The sequence below is a fragment of the Streptomyces macrolidinus genome (genome assembly GCF_023887685.1).
Lineage (GTDB): Bacteria > Actinomycetota > Actinomycetes > Streptomycetales > Streptomycetaceae > Streptomyces > Streptomyces macrolidinus.
In genome coordinates this window covers 30,132-47,606 of the sequence record NZ_JAMWMR010000006.1, presented here as the reverse complement: position 1 = coordinate 47,606, position 17,475 = coordinate 30,132, and the positions used below count along the sequence as shown (strand labels likewise).

20 protein-coding genes are annotated in these 17,475 nt (G+C 72.2%); 10 read left to right on the top strand and 10 right to left on the bottom strand.

Annotated elements, in window-relative coordinates; all coding sequences use genetic code 11:
- The first annotated feature begins 147 nt into the window (after positions 1–147).
- Positions 148–705, top strand: coding sequence for an NAD(P)H-dependent oxidoreductase (locus NGF19_RS09280; RefSeq protein WP_252423959.1), 558 nt, complete (start codon positions 148–150; stop codon positions 703–705).
- A 99-nt stretch (positions 706–804) separates the two neighbouring features.
- On the opposite strand, the gene NGF19_RS09275 is transcribed toward NGF19_RS09280, so the two are convergent.
- Positions 805–1,359, bottom strand: coding sequence for a YbaK/EbsC family protein (locus NGF19_RS09275; RefSeq protein ID WP_252423957.1), 555 nt, complete (start codon positions 1,357–1,359; stop codon positions 805–807).
- 60 nt (positions 1,360–1,419) lie between these two features.
- Positions 1,420–2,184 (bottom strand): acyltransferase, encoded by a 765-nt coding sequence (locus tag NGF19_RS09270; RefSeq protein ID WP_252423956.1) that lies wholly within the window; start codon positions 2,182–2,184, stop codon positions 1,420–1,422.
- A gap of 119 nt (positions 2,185–2,303) precedes the next feature.
- On the opposite strand from NGF19_RS09270, the gene NGF19_RS09265 reads away from it, so the two are divergent.
- Positions 2,304–2,837, top strand: a complete 534-nt coding sequence (locus NGF19_RS09265) for a gamma carbonic anhydrase family protein (RefSeq protein WP_252424322.1) — start codon at positions 2,304–2,306, stop codon at positions 2,835–2,837.
- Between the two features lie 56 nt (positions 2,838–2,893).
- On the opposite strand, the gene NGF19_RS09260 is transcribed toward NGF19_RS09265, so the two are convergent.
- Positions 2,894–3,544 (bottom strand): DedA family protein, encoded by a 651-nt coding sequence (locus NGF19_RS09260; protein WP_252423954.1) that lies wholly within the window; start codon positions 3,542–3,544, stop codon positions 2,894–2,896.
- Between the two features lie 250 nt (positions 3,545–3,794).
- Between NGF19_RS09260 and NGF19_RS09255 the strand changes: the two genes are divergently transcribed.
- Entirely contained in the window at positions 3,795–5,198 is a 1,404-nt protein-coding gene (locus tag NGF19_RS09255) for a type I glutamate--ammonia ligase (RefSeq protein WP_252423952.1), read from the top strand.
- A gap of 182 nt (positions 5,199–5,380) precedes the next feature.
- On the opposite strand, the gene NGF19_RS09250 is transcribed toward NGF19_RS09255, so the two are convergent.
- Positions 5,381–5,833 (bottom strand): DUF4442 domain-containing protein, encoded by a 453-nt coding sequence (locus tag NGF19_RS09250; protein WP_252423950.1) that lies wholly within the window; start codon positions 5,831–5,833, stop codon positions 5,381–5,383.
- A 129-nt stretch (positions 5,834–5,962) separates the two neighbouring features.
- Here NGF19_RS09250 and NGF19_RS09245 point away from each other — a divergent pair, with 129 nt between their 5' ends.
- On the top strand, positions 5,963–6,967 hold the full coding sequence (locus tag NGF19_RS09245) for a DUF8017 domain-containing protein (RefSeq protein WP_252423948.1): 1,005 nt from the start codon (positions 5,963–5,965) through the stop codon (positions 6,965–6,967).
- 63 nt (positions 6,968–7,030) lie between these two features.
- Here the strand turns inward: NGF19_RS09245 and NGF19_RS09240 are convergent, their stop codons facing one another.
- Together NGF19_RS09240 and tuf are read right to left on the bottom strand one after the other, a co-directional pair.
- A complete protein-coding gene (locus NGF19_RS09240; RefSeq protein WP_252423943.1) occupies positions 7,031–7,876 on the bottom strand; it encodes a spermidine synthase in 846 nt (281 codons plus the stop codon).
- A 78-nt stretch (positions 7,877–7,954) separates the two neighbouring features.
- Positions 7,955–9,124 (bottom strand): elongation factor Tu, encoded by a 1,170-nt coding sequence (gene tuf, locus NGF19_RS09235; protein WP_252423942.1) that lies wholly within the window; start codon positions 9,122–9,124, stop codon positions 7,955–7,957.
- 356 nt (positions 9,125–9,480) lie between these two features.
- On the opposite strand from tuf, the gene NGF19_RS09230 reads away from it, so the two are divergent.
- From NGF19_RS09230 to lnt, 4 genes are all read left to right on the top strand, one after another.
- Positions 9,481–10,260 carry a TVP38/TMEM64 family protein gene (locus tag NGF19_RS09230; protein WP_252423941.1) on the top strand — a complete coding sequence of 260 codons (780 nt, stop codon included), beginning with the start codon at positions 9,481–9,483 and terminating at the stop codon, positions 10,258–10,260.
- A gap of 70 nt (positions 10,261–10,330) precedes the next feature.
- Entirely contained in the window at positions 10,331–10,561 is a 231-nt protein-coding gene (locus tag NGF19_RS09225) for a hypothetical protein (RefSeq protein WP_252423940.1), read from the top strand.
- Between the two features lie 163 nt (positions 10,562–10,724).
- Positions 10,725–10,904, top strand: a complete 180-nt coding sequence (locus NGF19_RS09220) for a hypothetical protein (RefSeq protein ID WP_252423939.1) — start codon at positions 10,725–10,727, stop codon at positions 10,902–10,904.
- A 127-nt stretch (positions 10,905–11,031) separates the two neighbouring features.
- Positions 11,032–12,600 carry an apolipoprotein N-acyltransferase gene (gene lnt, locus NGF19_RS09215; RefSeq protein ID WP_252423937.1) on the top strand — a complete coding sequence of 523 codons (1,569 nt, stop codon included), beginning with the start codon at positions 11,032–11,034 and terminating at the stop codon, positions 12,598–12,600.
- On the opposite strand, the gene NGF19_RS09210 is transcribed toward lnt, so the two are convergent.
- Together NGF19_RS09210 and NGF19_RS09205 are read right to left on the bottom strand one after the other, a co-directional pair.
- A complete protein-coding gene (locus NGF19_RS09210; RefSeq protein WP_252423935.1) occupies positions 12,518–13,429 on the bottom strand; it encodes a Gfo/Idh/MocA family protein in 912 nt (303 codons plus the stop codon). The two genes, lnt and NGF19_RS09210, sit on opposite strands and share 83 nt — an antisense overlap.
- Before the next feature lie 16 nt (positions 13,430–13,445).
- Positions 13,446–14,720 carry an FAD-dependent monooxygenase gene (locus NGF19_RS09205; protein ID WP_372505637.1) on the bottom strand — a complete coding sequence of 425 codons (1,275 nt, stop codon included), beginning with the start codon at positions 14,718–14,720 and terminating at the stop codon, positions 13,446–13,448.
- 26 nt (positions 14,721–14,746) lie between these two features.
- Between NGF19_RS09205 and NGF19_RS09200 the strand changes: the two genes are divergently transcribed.
- Both NGF19_RS09200 and NGF19_RS09195 read left to right on the top strand, forming a co-directional pair.
- A complete protein-coding gene (locus tag NGF19_RS09200; protein ID WP_252423931.1) occupies positions 14,747–15,358 on the top strand; it encodes a TetR/AcrR family transcriptional regulator in 612 nt (203 codons plus the stop codon).
- A gap of 144 nt (positions 15,359–15,502) precedes the next feature.
- Complete coding sequence (locus NGF19_RS09195; protein WP_252423929.1) at positions 15,503–15,961, top strand: hypothetical protein; 459 nt, start codon at positions 15,503–15,505, stop codon at positions 15,959–15,961.
- A gap of 25 nt (positions 15,962–15,986) precedes the next feature.
- Here the strand turns inward: NGF19_RS09195 and NGF19_RS09190 are convergent, their stop codons facing one another.
- Positions 15,987–16,544 carry a hypothetical protein gene (locus NGF19_RS09190; protein ID WP_252423927.1) on the bottom strand — a complete coding sequence of 186 codons (558 nt, stop codon included), beginning with the start codon at positions 16,542–16,544 and terminating at the stop codon, positions 15,987–15,989.
- A gap of 174 nt (positions 16,545–16,718) precedes the next feature.
- Positions 16,719–17,402: a uracil-DNA glycosylase gene (locus NGF19_RS09185; RefSeq protein ID WP_252423925.1), complete on the bottom strand. Its 684-nt coding sequence runs from the start codon at positions 17,400–17,402 to the stop codon at positions 16,719–16,721.
- Between the last annotated feature and the right edge of the window lie 73 nt (positions 17,403–17,475).

Here is a 17,475-nt window from a genome sequence, read left to right as displayed (position 1 = left end):
CTGGTCCGCTTAAGTTGCGCGAAGTGGACCCTGGTCCGGTTATGCTCCACGAGCAAGTGGACCTCGGTCCGGTTAAGGTGGTACAACATTCAACGGACTCACTCGGTCCGCTTGGCTTCTCAACGCACACTCTCTGGGAGTTTCGCCATGTCCGTACGCATCCTCGCGCTCGTCGGCAGCCTTCGCGCCGGTTCCCACAACCGCCAGCTCGCCGAGGCCGCCGTGAAGCACGCCCCCGAGGGCGTCGAGGTGGAGCTCTTCGAGGGTCTCGCCGAGGTCCCCTTCTACAACGAGGACATCGACGTCGAGGGCAGCCTTCCGCAGGCCGCCGCCGCGCTGCGTGCCGCCGCCGGCAAGGCCGACGCCCTGCTGCTCTTCACGCCCGAGTACAACGGCACCATCCCGGCCGTCCTGAAGAACGGGATCGACTGGCTGTCCCGCCCGTACGGCGCGGGCGCCCTCTCCGGCAAGCCGGTCGGCGTCGTCGGCACCGCGTTCGGCCAGTACGGCGGCGTGTGGGCGCAGGACGAGGCCCGCAAGGCCGTGGGGGTCGCCGGTGCCGTCGTCGTCGAGGAGGCCAAGCTGGCCATCCCCGGCTCCATGACCCGCTTCGCCGAGACCCACCCGGCCGACGACGCCGAGGTCGTCGAGGGTCTGACCAAGGCCCTCGCACTGGTCGCGCAGACGGTGTCCGCCGCCGCCTGATCCATCGGGGTCCGGCCGCATCAACGGCCGGGCCCCACAAGGCCCGTGGGCCAGGACCGCTCCGGTCCTGGCCCACGGCCGTTTCGTCCTGACGTGACGTCAGATGCCCAGCCCCTCCAGCACCACCGCGTTCGCCAGCTCCGCGAACGCCTTGCCCGGCACCAGCAGTTTGCCCCGCCGCCGTCCGCTGCCGACCAGGACACAGGGCAGGTCGACCACCGACGAGTCCACCAACACCGGCCAACTACCGGGCAGTCCGAGCGGAGTGATCCCGCCGTACTCCATGCCGGTCTCCCCCGTCGCCACCTCCATCGGCGCGAACGAGGCCTTACGGGCGCCCAGTCGGCGACGGACCGCACCGTTGACGTCGACCCGCGTGCCGGAGAGGACGACGCACGCCGCGAGTGTCGTCTCGCCGCCCCGCTTCCCCGCGACCACGACGCAGTTGGCGGACCGGTCGAGCAGATCCTTGCCGTAGTGCTCCAGGAAGACCGAGGTGTCGGCCCACTCGGGGTTGGTGTCGACGTAGACGATCTGCTCGGCGGGCACACTGCCGCTCCACTGCCGTACGGCGTCCGCGACCGGGCGGGTCAGCTCGTCGAGGCAGTCGGGGGCGGGCGTGGCGTGGTCGAAGTCTCCGATGGGTGCGCGCATGGGCCGCACGTTACAGCGGTGGACCGGCTCCCCTACGGGCACCTCGGCGCCGAGACCGGCTCAGGCCTCGGCGTCCAGCTCCGCGAGCCGCGAGACGGCCTCGTCGTCCAGGTCCGACAGCGCGAGCAACTGCTCGGGGGTGACCCCGTCGGGGATCGGCACCGGGGCCGGGGTCCGCAGCGGCGGCTGCCAGCCGTCCTCCGGTGTCCAGCGCCGTACGACCCGGGCCGGGGCCCCGGCCACCACCGCGTGGTCCGGCACCTCTCCGCGGACGACCGCCCCGGCCGCCACGACCACGTTCCGCCCGATCCGCGCGCCCGGCAGGATCACCGCGCCCGTCCCTATCCAGCACCCGGAGCCGATCTCCACCGGCTCCATCCGCGGCCACTGCTTGCCGATGGGCTGGCGGGGATCGTCGTACGAGTGGTTCGTGGAGGTCACGTAGACATACGGCCCGAAGTAGCAGTCGCTGCCGATCGTGACCGTGGTGTCGGCGATGACATGGCTGCCGCGGCCGAGCACGACGCCGTCGCCGATACGCAGGATGGGGTGCGGGCCGAGATCGAGGTCGGGCATCAGACCTGCGGTCAGGGTGACCTGCTCGCCGATGATGCAGTGCGCGCCGAGGTGGATCCAGGGCTCCCCGAAGACCGTGCCGAGCGGGAAGGCGAGCCGCGTACCGGTGCCCATCGCGCCGAAGCGGAGGCGCCCGGGACGCTCCGCGGTCACGGAACCCGTGCGCTGCGCCCAGGCCCAGACAGCGTGAACGGCGCGCTGCGCGAGAGCGCGCCGCCATGACGAGAACGTGTTCCTGCTCCTGGGCACCCGCTCACCGTACTCAGCACGGGGTGCGCCCTCGGCCCCGTACGGCTGTGATCTTCGCCCCACCGATGGCGTACGGTGCCGACGACGGAGCGACGCACGAGGAGACGGTGGAGACGGTGATGACGCACAAGGCGCTGATCACGGGCATCGGCGGCAGGGAACCCGAGGTGGACCAGGAGGCGTTCACCGCGCCCACGTCCGTGGTGATCGGGGATGTGAGGCTGCGCGCGGGCGCCAGTGTCTGGTACGGCGCGGTGCTGCGCGGCGACGTGGAACGGATCACGGTCGGGGCGAGCAGCAATGTGCAGGACAACTGCACGCTCCATGCGGACCCGGGCTTCCCGGTCACCGTCGGGGAGCGGGTCTCCATCGGCCACAACGCCGTCGTCCACGGGGCGACCGTCGAGGACGACTGCCTGGTCGGGATGGGTGCCACGGTCCTCAACGGCGCGGTGATAGGCGCGGGCTCCCTCGTCGCCGCCCAGGCCCTGGTGCCGCAGGGTATGCGGGTGCCCCCGGGCTCACTCGTCGCCGGTGTCCCCGCGAAGGTCAGGCGGGAACTGACGGCCGAGGAGCGCGAGGGCATCACGCTGAACGGAACGATGTACGCGGATCTCGCGCGAGCGCACCGAGACGTGCACGAGGAGTCCTGAGGGCCCCGGTCGGTCCGAGGCCTCGGTCGGCCCGAGGCGTCAGTGGGTCCGAGGCGTCAGTCGGCGGTCGGGACGCTCTCGGGCTCGGCCGCCTCGCGCTCGGCGTTCGACTTCTTCGCCTTCCGCTTGACGATCAGCATCGAGGCGAGACCGATGACCACGGCCGCCACCAGGCCCAGGTACGAGAACTGCTTGAGCCAGGACTCGGCGACCACGCCGAGGTAGTAGATGACCGCGGTGGTGCCGCCCGCCCAAATGACGCCGCCGAGGACGTTGGCGATGAGGAACTTCCAGTACGGCATGTGCAGCACACCGGCGAGCGGGCCCGCGAAGATGCGCAGCAGGGCGACGAACCGGCCGAAGAAGACGGCCCACATGCCCCACTTGGTGAAGGACCGCTCGGCCGTCGCGACATGGCCCTCGCTGAAGTGCCGGGGGAACTTCTTCCCCAGCCAGGCCAGCAGGGGCCGGCCGCCCTTGCGGCCGATGGCGTAGCCGATGGAGTCGCCGACGACGGCGCCGAGGCTCGCGCAGGCGCCCAGGACCACGGGGTTGATGCCTCCGTGCTGGGAGGACATCAGCGCGGCCGAGACCAGAACGATCTCGCCCGGCAGCGGAATGCCCAGGCTCTCCAGGCCGATCACCAGGCCGACGACGACGTAGACGAGGGCCGCGGGTACCGTGTCGAGCCACTCCTGGACGTGCACTACCGGTCCTCCCCGTTTCGCGTCCATGTCTTGGCGCACGCCCTCGGGGCGCACTCCAGGAAGCCTACCTGTTCGACCGGCATGGACGACGGGCTCGCGCCCCCGCCGACCGGGCCCGCCCCGCCCGCGCCCCGCGCGCCGTCGCTGTGACGCAACTCATGGGCCGCGTCGCTCGTTCACCCGGTGAGACGGCCGGGACACGGCGCTGCCGCCTGTCCGTCGGGCCGAGCCCCACCGCCGAGGAGGACGCATGACCGCGCTTGCAGACCCCCGACCCGGCGGGCGCCCGGGTGACGTCGAGCGGGCCACCGCGCTCGGCGAGGAACTCTCGGCGCGGGGCGTGCACGGCGTCGTCCTGGCGTACGTCGACACCGCGGGCATCACGCGGGTCAAGACGATCCCGACGGCCCGGCTCGCCTCGGCCGCCGCCTGGGGCGTGGGAATGTCACCGGTGTTCGACACGTTCCTGGCGAACGACGCGATCGTCTCCACCGACGTACTCGGCTCGCCGGACGGTGATCTGCGTCTCTATCCGGACCTCGACCGCCTCGTGGTGCTCTCCGGGCAGCCCGGCTGGGCGTGGGCACCGGTGGACCGGATCACCCAGGAGGGCGAGCGCCACCCGGCGTGCGGCCGTACGTTCCTGCGCCATGTCGTCGCGGACGCCGCCCGGGACCATGGCATCGCGTTCAAGGCGGCCATCGAGGTCGAGTGGATGCTCGGGCTGGACTCCGCGCCGGAGGGCGAGTTCGTGCCCGCGACCACGGGTCCGGCCTACGGCGCCGTCCGCCAGGTCGAACTGGGCGACTACCTGGCGGAGTTGCTGGCCGCGTGCGCGGCCCAGGGAGTGGACGTCGACCAGCTCCATCCCGAGTACGCGGCGGGGCAGTTCGAGATCTCGGTGGGCGCACTCGATCCCGTCGCCGCCGCGGACCGGAGCGTTCTGGTCCGGCAGACCATCCGGGCGGTTTCCAGGCGCCATGGGCTGCGGGCCGTCTTCAGCCCGGCGGTGACCGGCGCAGGGGTCGGCAACGGCGGGCATGTCCATCTCTCCGCCTGGCGCGACGGGGTCGATCTCCATGCGGGGGGCCGGTATCGGTACGGCATGACGGCCGAGGCCGAGTCGTTCGCCGCCGGGATCCTGGCCCATCTGCCCGCGCTCACGGCGGTGACCGCGCCGAGCCCGGCGAGCTATCTCCGGCTCAAGCCCTCGCAGTGGGCCGGGGTGTTCACCGTGTGGGGTCACGAGACCCGTGAGGCCGCGCTACGGGTCATCACCGGCACGGCGGGGCTGTCCGAGCGGGCGGCGAACCTGGAGGTGAAGCCGGTCGACCTGGCCGCCAACCCGTATCTCGCGCTCGGTTGCCTCATCGCCGCCGGGCTCGACGGCCTGGAGTCGTCCTTGCCGCTGCCCGACGAGATCACCGGGGATCCGGCGCGGTTCACGGCCGAGGAGGCGGTGGCGCGGGGCGCGTACCGCCTGCCGGCCTCGCTGGAGGAGGCCGTCGGGAAGTTCAGCAAGGACGAGCGGCTCCGCGCCGCGTTGGGACCGGTCCTGGCGGACGCGGTGACCGCCGTACGCCTCGGCGAGATCGCCGCCGTGGCCGGACTCGACGACGAGCTGGTGGCGGCGGCGTATCGCTGGAAGTACTGAGCGCGGACGGGGCCGCCAGGGAAGGTCCCCACCGGCCGATGCCCGGTGGATCGCTGCGTGGACTGCGCGCGAGAACGCCTACCGGGTGGACGAGTTGGCGCGTCGAGCGGTCGGGGACGGCACCCGTGCCACGGCCGCACGGCCCCGAACTCCGGGGCGGTGCAGCCGCGTTGGCGTCAGCCTCAGCCGTTGGGGCGCAGGGTCCACACCACCGTCATCTCGCCCGTGACGGCCCCGTCCGCGCGCTGCAGGGCGATGGCCACCGGGAACTCCGGCCGCTTGCCCGCGTCGAGATCCGCGATGACCTCGGCGACCGGGCGGCCCAGGGTGGCGGTGGCCGTGACGGCCCCCATCGCCAGCTTCTTGTAGTCGATCTCGGCCCGCACGGCGAGCGGCACCGCGCGCGAGAGCTGGTCACCGAAGGCGGTCAGGACGATGGCACCGCTGGCGGACTCGGCCAGGGTGAACATGGCGCCCGCGTGGGGGCCGCCGAGGTGGTTGTGGTAGTCCGGCTGGTCCGGCAGCCGCAGCACCGCGCGCTCCGAGGTGACCTCGACGAACTCCAGGTTCAGGGTGCGCACCATCGGGACCGCGGTGGCCAGCTTCTCGCCCATCGAGGCGTTCTCAACTGTCATGCACGAGATGTTACCGGCGAGTAGTACCAATGAGTAGCTGATGGGTGGTACCACTGGCCGCCTTCCGGTACCGGCCTGACGAAGATCGGTGACCGAAACGTGTCACGGGCGGCACTAGGCTGGTCGACCATGTGGCCAGGACAGCAGCCGCCCGGGGGCGAGCAGAATCCGCAGAACGACAACCCCTACCAGCAGCCGGGGTATCAGCAGCCGAACCCGTATCAGCAGCCGGGATACCAGCAGCCGAACCCCTATCAGCAGCCCGGCCAACCGCAGTGGAACGCGCCGACGGTCCCCGGTACTTCGGCCCAGCCGCCGAGCGGTGGGGGCGGCGGCAACCGGACGAAGCTCGTCGCCATCGTGGCCGCCACTGCCGTGGTGGTCGCCGCCGGTGTGACCGGGTTCCTGGTGCTCGGCAAGGACAAGGACGACAACGGCAAGCACGTCAAGGCGGAGTCCAGCCCTTCGCACAGCGCGAAGCCTTCGCCGACCTCGACCGTGAACCCGCGTGACCCCGACAGCGACAAGCCGGTCATCGCCGGCTGGAAGACGGTCATCAACCCCAGGTGGGGCACCGCCTTCGATGTGCCGCCGGACTGGTCCGTCGAGTCGCCGGACACGCTGATCGGTTTCGAGAAGACCGGCGGCAAGGCCGGTGAACCGCCCCTCATCACCATGTCCGCGCCCGCCATCTACAAGGAGAACTGGTGCACGGCCGACGAGGACAAGGACGGCCAGATGGAGAACACCAAGCTGGCCGCGGCGGGCACCAAGGGCTCCAGCGGCGCCAAGGACGCTGCTGACGCCGCCGTTCGGAACGTCCCCTGGTGGGTGTTCGGCGGCTATACGCAGCCCGACAAGAAGAGCCTGACCTTCGACGAGACGGCGAAGTCGTACACGACCGCGTCCGGCGTCGAGGGCGCGTACGCCTGGGCCCGTTCCAAGAACACGCCCCAGAAGGGGAAGTGCGCGAGCGACGGCAAGGCCATCACGTTCGGCTTCAAGAACTCCAAGGGTGACTTCGTCGCCTGGAACTTCTACGGGGCCACGGGCGTGAAGGACGAAGTCCCGGACGACACGGTCATGAAGATACTCAGCACGGTGCGGCTCCACGGAGACCCCACCGGAGAGTGAGTCACCCCTGAGTCACGCGCCAAGGCCCCACGCGTCGTGGGGCCTTGGCGCGTCCCGGCCCGGTCAGCCGATGGTGAAGGCCCCGCCCGGCGGTTCGGGCGACGGTACGGCGTTGCCGTCGTGCACCGGCTCGGCGCCGCGCATGAAGTCCCGTAGCGCGGCGCCGTGTTCGACGCGGGCGGGGAAGGCGTCCGCGGCGGCGCGGCGGGCCAGAACGGGTATGTCCAGCGGCCGATGACCGGCGACGAGGACGGCGTTGCCGAAGCGGCGTCCACGCAGGACCGCGGGCTCGGCGATCAGCGCCAGCTCCTCGAACACCGCGGCGAACGTGGCGAGTTGGGAGCGGAGGAAGGCGAAGGGCGCGGCGTCCGCGAGGTTCGCCAGATAGACGCCGTCCGGGCGCAGCGCCCGCTCGGCGGCGCGTGCGTACGCCGCCGTCGTCAGATGGGCGGGGACGCGCGAGCCGCCGAAGACGTCCGCGATCACGATGTCGGCGGAGGCGGGCGGCGCGGCTTCCAGCCAGGCGCGGGCGTCGGCCGGGTGCAGGGTGATGTCGGCGCCCACGGGCAGGGGCAGATGGGCCACGACGAGGTCGAGCAGGCCCCGGTCGGCCTCCACGACGTCCTGGTGCGAGCCCGGCCGGGTCGCGGCGAGATAGCGGGGCAGGGTGAGCGCGCCCCCGCCGAGATGCAGGACGTCCAGCGCACGGCCCGGTTCGGCCACGGTGTCCAGCACATGGCCGAGCCGCCTCGTGTACTCGAACTCCAGATGCGTCGGCGCGTCCAGATCGACGTACGACTGCGGCGCCCCGTCGACCGTCAGCAGCCAGGCCCGCTCGCGGTCCACGTCGGGCATCAGCTTGGCGGTCCCGTGGTCCACGGCGCGGGTCACTGGTATGGGCTCGGTCACCGGTCCATTGTGCCGGGCCGCCGGACCGCCGTGGACGCGGGCGCCCACCCCACCGGGCGGGCACCCGCGCACCTGGGCTCAGTCCACGGCCGTCACCGTGCCCGCGCCGACCGTCCGGCCGCCCTCGCGGATCGCGAAGCCGAGGCCGGGCTCCAGCGGGACCTCACGGCCCAGCTCCACCGTCATCGTGACCGTGTCGCCGGGCCGGGCGACCGCCGTCTCCCCGAGGTCGATGTCGCCGACCACGTCCGCGGTGCGGATGTAGAACTGCGGGCGGTAGCCGGTGGACACCGGGGTCGTACGGCCGCCCTCGCGCGCCGACAGGACGTAGACCTCCGCCGAGAAGCGACGGCTGGGTACGAGGCTGCCGGGGGCCGCGACGATGTGGCCTCGGCGCACCGCGTCGCGGGGCACCCCGCGCAGCAGCAGCGCCACGTTGTCCCCGGCCTGCGCCTCCTGCATGGGCTTGCCGAAGGTCTCCAGGCCGGTGACCACGCTCTCCACCTCGGCGCCGAGCACCTCGACGCGGTCGCCGACGCGGACGGTGCCGCGCTCCACGGCGCCCGTGACGACCGTGCCGCGGCCGGTGATGGTGAGCACGTTCTCCACCGGCAGCAGGAACGGCGCGTCGACGTACCGCTCGGGCAGCGGCACGTACGTGTCCACCGCGTCGAGCAGCGCGTCGATCGCCGCGGTCCAACGGGCGTCGCCCTCAAGGGCCTTGAGGCCGGAGACCCGGACGACCGGCGCGGACTCGCCCGGGTAGCCGTGCGTGGTGAGCAGGTCCCGGATCTCCAGCTCGACGAGGTCGGTGAGTTCCTCGTCGCCCGCGTCGGCCTTGTTCAGGGCGACGACGATGTGGTCGACGCCCACCTGCCGGGCGAGCAGCACGTGTTCGGCGGTCTGCGGCATGACCCCGTCGAGCGCGGAGACGACGAGGATCGCCCCGTCGAGCTGCGCGGCGCCCGTCACCATGTTCTTGACGTAGTCGGCATGGCCGGGCATGTCCACATGGGCGTAGTGCCGGGTGTCGGTCTCGTACTCGACATGCGCGATGTTGATGGTGATGCCGCGCCGCGCCTCCTCCGGGGCCCGGTCGATCCGGTCGAAGGGCACGAAGGCGGAGGCGCCGCGCTCGGCGAGGACCTTGGTGATGGCGGCGGTCAGGGTGGTCTTGCCGTGGTCGACGTGACCCATCGTGCCGATGTTCAGATGGGGCTTGGTGCGCACGTATGCCGTCTTGGACATGGCTGTACCTCGAAGCCTGTTCGGTGGTGCCGAGTGTCGGCCCCGGCGCGGGCATTCCGGCCGGGACGGGGACCCCGATGACGTACCGACCCTCCCCCTGCGGGGTCCGCCGGACGTTCCGGGGAGGGTCAGCTTCGGGCGCCGTCGACGGCTGCCACGAGGAGCGGGAAGGCAGCCTTCGGGGCATCCGCTGCGGCGGATGCTGCGAGAACGAAGGCGTACCGGAACATGGGTGAGATCCTCGCCGAAGAACCCCCGCACGTCGAACGGTTTTTGACCCACTCCCCCCTCCCACACCGATCCGCACCGCCCCCGCCCTGCGGCGATCACACACGCCGGTCGGTTACTGTCACCGAATGCTCGATGCCACCACCCGCTCTGGGGGCACCGCCGCGGCCTCTCCCCGGGCCGCCGCCACGGAGTTCGCCATCCCGCCGGCCACCACCGTCGCCCCACCGCTCCGGATCGCCGACCGCTGCACAAGAGTGCTGCTCTCGCCCTGGTCGCGGCTGTCCCTGCTGGTGCTGCTGCTCGCCACGGCCGCCTCCTGCATGCTGCTGTTCGAGCCGCAGCGGCTGCTGACCCATGGCTGGCCGCCGCAGCTCGGGGGTGTCGCGGCGGCGCTGGTCTTCGCGACGGCGTACGGGGTGTGCACGGTCGCGTTCGTACCGCGTCCGCTGCTGAACCTCGCGGCGGGCGCGCTGTTCGGCTCCGAGTTGGGCACCGGCACGGCCCTGACGGGCACGGTGCTCGGGGCCGGGATCGCCTTCGGGCTCGGCCGTCTGCTCGGGCAGGACGCGCTGCGCCCGCTGCTGCGCGGGCGCTGGCTGAAGGCGGCGGACGGGCAGTTGAGCAGGCACGGGTTCCGCTCGATGATGGCTGCCCGGCTGTTCCCGGGGGTGCCGTTCTGGGCGGCCAACTACTGCGCGGCGGTCTCGCGTATGCGCTGGGCCGCGTTCCTGGCCGCGACGGCGCTCGGGTCGATCCCGAACACCGCCGCGTACGCCGTCGCGGGCGCCCGCGCCGCGCAACCGACCTCGCCCGCCTTCCTGATCGCGATGGGCTTCATCGCGGTCCCGGCACTGGCCGGCGCGGCGGTGGCCTGGCGCAAGCGCCACCACTTCACTGGCCGCTAGGCGGCCAGGGCAGGACCGTACCCGAACGGCTCAACATGCGAGCCGTGCGCCCAGGGGCGAAGCTGGAGGCATGGCCGAGCACCATCTGATCGTGTCCGCGCCCACCGGAACCGGTGGGCGAAGCATCCAGGCCGACGACGTGAACCTGGGCACGGCATACCGCCTGCACGACGTGGCGGTCCTGCTGCAACGCGCCGGATTCGGAGGCTGGGACGACCTGGACGTGATCGAATCGCCCCTGATCGAGTGGTACGGAGGCGGACCTGAGGAATGGTTCGTCGAGCGGCACAGTTGGCCGTGACGAGCTTCCGACAGGCATCCCGTGCACCCGCACAAGGGGAAGGCGTCCCCCTTGACATCGAACGCATGTCCGAAGCGGACCCGAACCGATCGTGACCAAGCGCATACCGTGTGCGCAGGCACCCGGTAGCGCGCTGTCAGTGCTTGCCCCTAGGCTTGTCCGCATGTCCCCCGATTCCTTGAGCCTTGGTTCCGCACGGTCCGCCGACGATCTGAACGAGCGGATCCGCGCGCTCTGGCTGCGCGCGGGTGGCTCTCTGTCGGCCCAGCAGCGCGCGGAGTACGAGCTGTTGGTCGTGGAGTGGGCCGCGGCCAAGCGCGGCGAGATGATCAAGGCGGCCTGAGCACACCACGGGTGAGGCCCGGCGCCGATCGGCCCGTGCCACCTGCCCCGAGGTGCCCTGTCGAAGATCCTCACCGGCGCGCACACTGGAAGGGCACGTACCCCGGGAGAGAGGCGCCGACTTGAGGATGCCCAGCGACTGGCTCGCCTCCCGCTGGTGGCGCGGCGCCGCCGCGATGCTCGCCGGGGCGCTGCCGATGCTCGCCTTCCCCGCGCCCTCCTGGTGGTGGTTCGCCTACGTCGCGCTGATCCCCTGGATCCTGCTCGCCCGCTCCGCGCCCACCGGCGGACGCGCCCTCTACGACGGCTGGTGCGGCGGCTTCGGGTTCCTGGTGGCGGTGCACCACTGGCTGCTGCCGAGTCTGCACGTGTTCCTGTTCGTCATCGCGGCGCTGCTCGGCTTGTTGTGGGCGCCCTGGGGCTGGCTGGTGCGGCGCTTCCTGGGCGGCAGACCTTCGCCGAAGCGGATCGGCGCCGCCCTGCTCGTCCTGCCCTCGGCCTGGCTGATGGCTGAACTGGTCCGTTCCTGGCAGGGGCTCGGCGGCCCCTGGGGGCTGCTCGGGTCGAGCCAGTGGCAGGTGGCGCCCGCGCTGCGGCTGGCCTCCGTCGGCGGGGTGTGGCTGCTGAGCTTCCTGATCGTCGCCGCGAACGTGGCGCTCGCCGTGCTCGTGACGGTGCGCGCCGCCCGCGTCCCCGCGGTGGCCGGGCTCGCCACGGCGGCCGTCGCGACCTCGGCGGCCTGGGTCTGGTCGCCCCGCCCCGAGATCGACGGGCGGGCCCGGATCGCGGTCGTCCAGCCCGGCATCGTCGGCGGCACGGACAGCGCCACCAAGCGGTTCGCCCTCGAGGAGCGGCTCACCCGCGAACTGGCCGGACAGCAGGTGAGCCTGATCGTCTGGGGCGAGAGCAGCGTCGGCTACGACCTCGCGCGCCGGCCCGATCTCGCGGCCCGGATCGCCGCCCTGTCCCGGCAGATGCACGCGGACGTCCTCGTGAACGTCGACGCGCGCCGCTCCGACCTGCCCGGCATATACAAGAGTTCCGTGCTCATAGGCCCACACGGCCCGACCGGCGACCGCTACGACAAGATGCGGCTCGTCCCGTTCGGCGAGTACATACCGCTGCGGTCGGTGCTCGGCTGGGCCACCTCGGTCGGCAAGGCGGCCGAGGTGAACCGCAGGCGCGGCACCGAGCAGGTGGTGATGAACGTCGGGAACGGACTGCGGGTCGGCCCGATGATCTGCTTCGAGTCCGCGTTCCCCGACATGAGCCGCCATCTCGCCAAGGACGGCGCCGATCTGCTGATCGCCCAGTCCTCGACCTCGACGTTCCAGCACAGTTGGGCGCCGGAGCAGCACGCCTCGCTGGCCGCGCTGCGCGCCGCGGAGACCGGCCGCCCCATGGTGCACGCGACGCTGACCGGCGTCTCCGCCGTCTACGGCCCGAGCGGCGAGCGCATCGGTTCCTGGCTCGGCACCGGCCGGAGCACCGCCGTGGTGTACGACGTGCCGCTCAGTCACGGCGTCACCCCGTACGTCCGCTACGGCGACTGGCCGGTCGACGCCGCCCTGCTGATCCTCGTCGGGCTGTGCGCGACCGAGGGCGTGCGGGCGTTCAGAGGGCGAGGGGGCGCTCCTGCACCGCGGTCACCACGCGCTCGCACAGTTCATGGGTCGCCAGCGCGTCCCGAGCGCTGAGCACCTCTCCCGCGCGGACGGCGTCGAGGAAGGCCAGTACGGTCTGTTCGATGCCGCGCTGCCGGGCCACCGGCACCCAGTCCCCGCGCCGCCGCACGGTCGGCTGGCCCTTGTGGTCGATCGTGTCGGCCAGATTGACCACCTGCCGCTTGGTGTCCTGCCCGGAGACCTCCAGGATCTCCTCCACCGAACCGCTGAGCCGGTTCATCACACCGAGCGCGGTGAATCCGTCACCGGCGAGCTGGAGCACCACATGGTGCAGCAGCCCGTCCTCGACCCGGGCCCGTACGGTCACGTCGTCCACGGGTCCCGGCGCCAGGAAGCGCAGGGTGTCGACGACGTGGATGAAGTCGTCGAGGATCGTCGTGCGCGGTTCCTCGGGCAGCCCGACGCGGTGCTTCTGCATGAGGATCAGCTCGCGCGGATGCTCGGCGCACTGCACGTATCCGGGTGCGTAGCGCCGGTTGAAGCCCACCGCCAGGGCGACGCCCCGCTCCTCCGCGAGGCTCACCAGCCGTTCCGAGTCGGCGAGTTCGTAGGCGAGGGGCTTGTCGACGTACGTCGGCACGCCCGCCTCCAGGAGCCGGGTGACGATCTCGGGGTGGGCGGTGGTGGGGGCGTGGACGAACGCCGCGTCGAGGTCCTGGGCGAGCAGCGCGTCCAGGTCCGCGTGCCGCCGGTCGTGCGGGAGGTGCAGGCCGTCGGCGACGCGGTGGAGGGTGGCCGGGGTCCGGGTCTGGAGGTGCAGTTCGAGCCCCGGCCGTGCGCCGAGCACCGGCAGGTAGGCCTTCTGTGCGATGTCACCGAGCCCGATGCAGCCGACCTTCACGGACGTCTCCTAGCGGTTAGCGGTTGCCTGTGGATACCTCGGCGGAAGCATACGGGCCGTGCGGTGGCCGCCAGTCCGCGATGCCCGCGAAGCCGCGCAGGACCAGCGCGGGTCCCGCCATGGAGAGCGCGGTCATGGCGGCGTTGCGTACGGCGATCCCGGCGCGGCTCTCCATCATGTTGAGCCGGGCGGTGCGGACGGCCTGGCGGGCGATGGCGGTCGTACGGGGCAGCCGGGCCGCCGAGTAGGCCGCGAGGTCCTCGTGGTGGTGGGCCAGGACGACGGCGTCCTCGATGGCCTGGTTGCCGCCCTGGCCGAGGGTCGGCGGCATGGCGTGCGCGGCGTCGCCGAGCAGGGCGACCCGGCCGTGGTGGTAGGCGGGCAGCGGCTCGGCGATTTGATGGACGTCGTGGCGCAGCACGTCCTCGGGGCGGGTGGCGGCGAGGACGGCGGGGATCGGGTCGTGCCAGTCACCGAAGCGGCGCAGGAGTTCGGCCTTCTCGTCGTCCGGGGCATGCTGCCCGGCGGGGGTGACGGCCGCGGCGTAGGCGTAGACCCGGCCGTCCTTGAGCGGGTGCGTGCCCCAGATACGGCCCCGGCCCCAGGTCTCGTGGGAGGCGAACGTGGCACCGGGCACGGGGATCACCACGCGCCAGGTGGTGAATCCGGAGTAGACGGGTCCCGGGTGGTGCGGGAACAGTGCCTGGCGTACGCGGGAGCGGATGCCGTCGGCGGCCACCACGAGGTCGGCCTCAAGCTCGCCCTCCGGCACGGTGACGCGGGCCGGGCGCCCGGTGTCGCCCGGGTCGGCGAGGGTCGCGGTGGCGGCCGTACGGACGGCGTCGGCCGGGAGCAGGGCGGCGAGGCTGTCGATGAGCGTGGCCCGGTGCAGCAGGACGAGCGGGCCGCCGAAGCGTTCGGCCGCGGCGGCGGCGTCGGTGCGGGAGAGCCAGCGTCCGCGCGGTGTCCGCAGCCCACCGTCCCCCTGCCAGGCGGCGAGGTCGCGGATGCGGTCGCCGATGCCGAGGGTGTCCAGCGCGCGCAGGGCGTTCGGCGAGAGCGAGATGGCCGCGCCGATCGGCTCCAGGGAGCGGGCCCGCTCCAGCACGGTGACCCGCAGACCGCGCCGGTGCAGGGCCGCGGCGGCGGTGAGACCTCCGATGCCGCCGCCGATGACGACGGCGTGCGAGGGCTGTGCCATGACTCCTCCTGGGAACGTCTCCTGGGTACGTCGGCGATCACCCGGTTCACTACATGTGTAGTGGGGCGACGCCTCGACTGTACTACCGATGTAGTGAACCGGGTACCGTGACCTCCATGTCCGTACGCACCACGAGCGCCTCCCGCGCCGATCTCGTCGCCGACACCGCCCTCGCCCTGCTCGCCGAGCGCGGTATGCGCGGGCTCACCCACCGGGCGGTGGACGAGGCGGCGGGGCTGCCCCAGGGGTCGACCTCGAACCTCGCGCGGACCCGCCTGGCGCTGCTGGAACTCGCGGTGCGCCGTCTCGCCGACCGGGAGGCACGCGTGCTCGCGCTGCACGAGCTGCCCTCCCCCGAGGACGGGCTCGACGCCCTGGTGGACGGCCTGGCCCTCGCGACCCATCGCTCCCTGACCCGCAACCGCGAACTCACCGTCGCGCGCTACGAGTTGGCTCTGGAGGCCACCCGACGCCCCGAGCTGCGGACGTACTTCGACGCGGCCGGCGCCCGCTTCCGCGACCAACTCACCACGCTGGTGACGGCCATGGGCTCGACCGACCCGGCCCGGCACGCACTGTCACTGGTGGCCTGGGCCGACGGCCTGATGCTGTCCTGCGTGGCCGGCTCCTTCACCACGAACACGCCCCACCTGCCCGCGGTACGCACAAGCCTGCGGGAGCTGCTCGACGGGATGCTCGGCGACCGGGCAACGCCTGGTGCGGGGTGAGGAATTCGGCGTCCGGACGACCTGTCCGGAGGGAAGACAGTACGCACGCCGAGCCCGGACCTGCGTGCGAGCCGGTTCACCCGTAGGGGGCATCATCCGCCTGCCTCCGCCCCAAAACGGGCCGGACACAGCAGAGTTGCGCGGGTGCATCGAACGACGACCGCAACGCTTCTGGTCACCGTGGCCCTCTCGGCCCTCAGCGGCTGTGTGACCGTGCAGCGACCGACCGTGCCCGGCCCGCCTCCGGCCCGCTCGTCCCCGTTGGCACCGCATCCGGACGGCAGCGCGGAACCCCGGCCCGTCCAGGCCCCGGCGCGGGAGGCGCTGGAGCTGGTCGAGCCCTCCCCCGCCCCGTCACCTCCGACCGGCGCGCGGCACACGACCCGACCGGCGTCCAGCGCCACGCCGACGGCGCCCTCGCACGATCCGTCCGCCACGCCTCACCGCAGGCCGGGCCCGCGCGGACCGCACATCGACGTACCGCCCGGGACCACCACCCGAATCCCCCGGAACACGGACGTGTGCGCGCTCGGGCGGCAGTACGGCGGATGGCGGCCGGACAGCCCCGAGTCGGTCATCTGCCGCCGCGCGTACGGGCGTTGAGAACGGACGGCGGCACAGCGAGAACCTACGGCTGCCGTCTCGGCGGTCCGAGCGTCTCGCCGCCCGGACCGTCCGGCGGGCCGGGCTCGGGCGCGCCGCCCGTCGGTGTCTCCCGCGCGAGCTGCTGTTCCAGACGGGCGATCGCCGCCCTGACGCCGTCGCCGTAGCCGTCGTCGACGAGGGCGTCGGCCGCGCCGCGGGCCCGGCCGAGATGGGCGCGGGCGGCCCCCGAGCGGCCGAGCTTCACATAGTCGGCGGCGAGGTTCAGATGCAGGGAGGGGTAGAACGCGCGTACGACAAGCGCGCCGTCATGTTCGGCGGGGCGTTCGTCGGTGAGTTCCTCCGCGGCCGACAACGCCCTTAGATCCCAGGCGAGTTCGTGGTCCGGCTCGTCCTGGGTGTCCGCCATGTAGTGCGCCAGCGTGCAGCGGTGCAGCGGGTCGCCGTCCTCGCCGATCTCCGCCCACAGCTCGAGGAAGCGGTTGCGGGCCTCCTCGCGGTCGCCGCCGTGGTGCAACATGACGACCTGCCCGATCCGGGTCAGCACGGCGTCCGGCGCCGCCTGCTCCTGTCGCTTCGCCACCGCGTCCTCCCGCTCGTCCGCTCGTCGCCCACTTCCTCATGACGCTAGCCGCCACCTCGGACAATCGCGCTCAGGCGCATCCGTACGAGCACTGGGCCGAGGCGGTGACCGGCCGAGCGGCGGCCCGCGACGGGCCGGGCGGGGCGGGGCCGGCGCGGGCCCCGCCCCCGGTTGTCAGCCCAGGTTCGGAATGGTCCAGTCGACGGGGTCATGTCCCTGCCGGGCCACCGCCTCGTTGATCTGCGTGAACGGCCGCGAGCCGAAGAACTTCTTCGCGGACAGCGGCGAGGGGTGCGCGCCCTTGACGACGACATGCCGGGTCTCGTCGATCAGCGGCAGCTTCTTCTGCGCGTAGTTGCCCCAGAGCACGAACACGGCCGGGTCGGGCCGGTCCGCGACGGCACGGATCACCGCGTCCGTGAACTTCTCCCAGCCCTTGCCCTTGTGGGAGTTCGCCTCGCCCGCCCGCACCGTCAGCACCACGTTGAGTAGCAGGACGCCCTGCTCGGCCCACGGCATCAGATAGCCGTTGTCGGGGATCGGCGTGCCCAGCTCGGCCTGCATCTCCTTGTAGATGTTCCGCAGCGAGGGCGGGGTCTTCACCCCGGGCCGCACGGAGAAGCACAGGCCGTGCCCCTGGCCCTCGCCGTGGTACGGGTCCTGGCCGAGGACGAGCACCTTCACCTTGTCGTACGGCGTGGCGTCGAGCGCGGCGAAGACCTCCTCCCGCGGAGGGTAGACGGGACCCTTGGCACGCTCCTCCTCGACGAACTCCATGAGTTCCTTGAAGTAGGGCTGCTCAAGCTGCTCGCCCAGTACGCCCCGCCAGGACTCCGGCAGCATGGCGATGTCGGTCACGTCAACTTCCTCCGATGTGCGGTCGCTTGCAGTTCCTTGAACCTACAGGCGACCACTGACAACGGACTCCCGA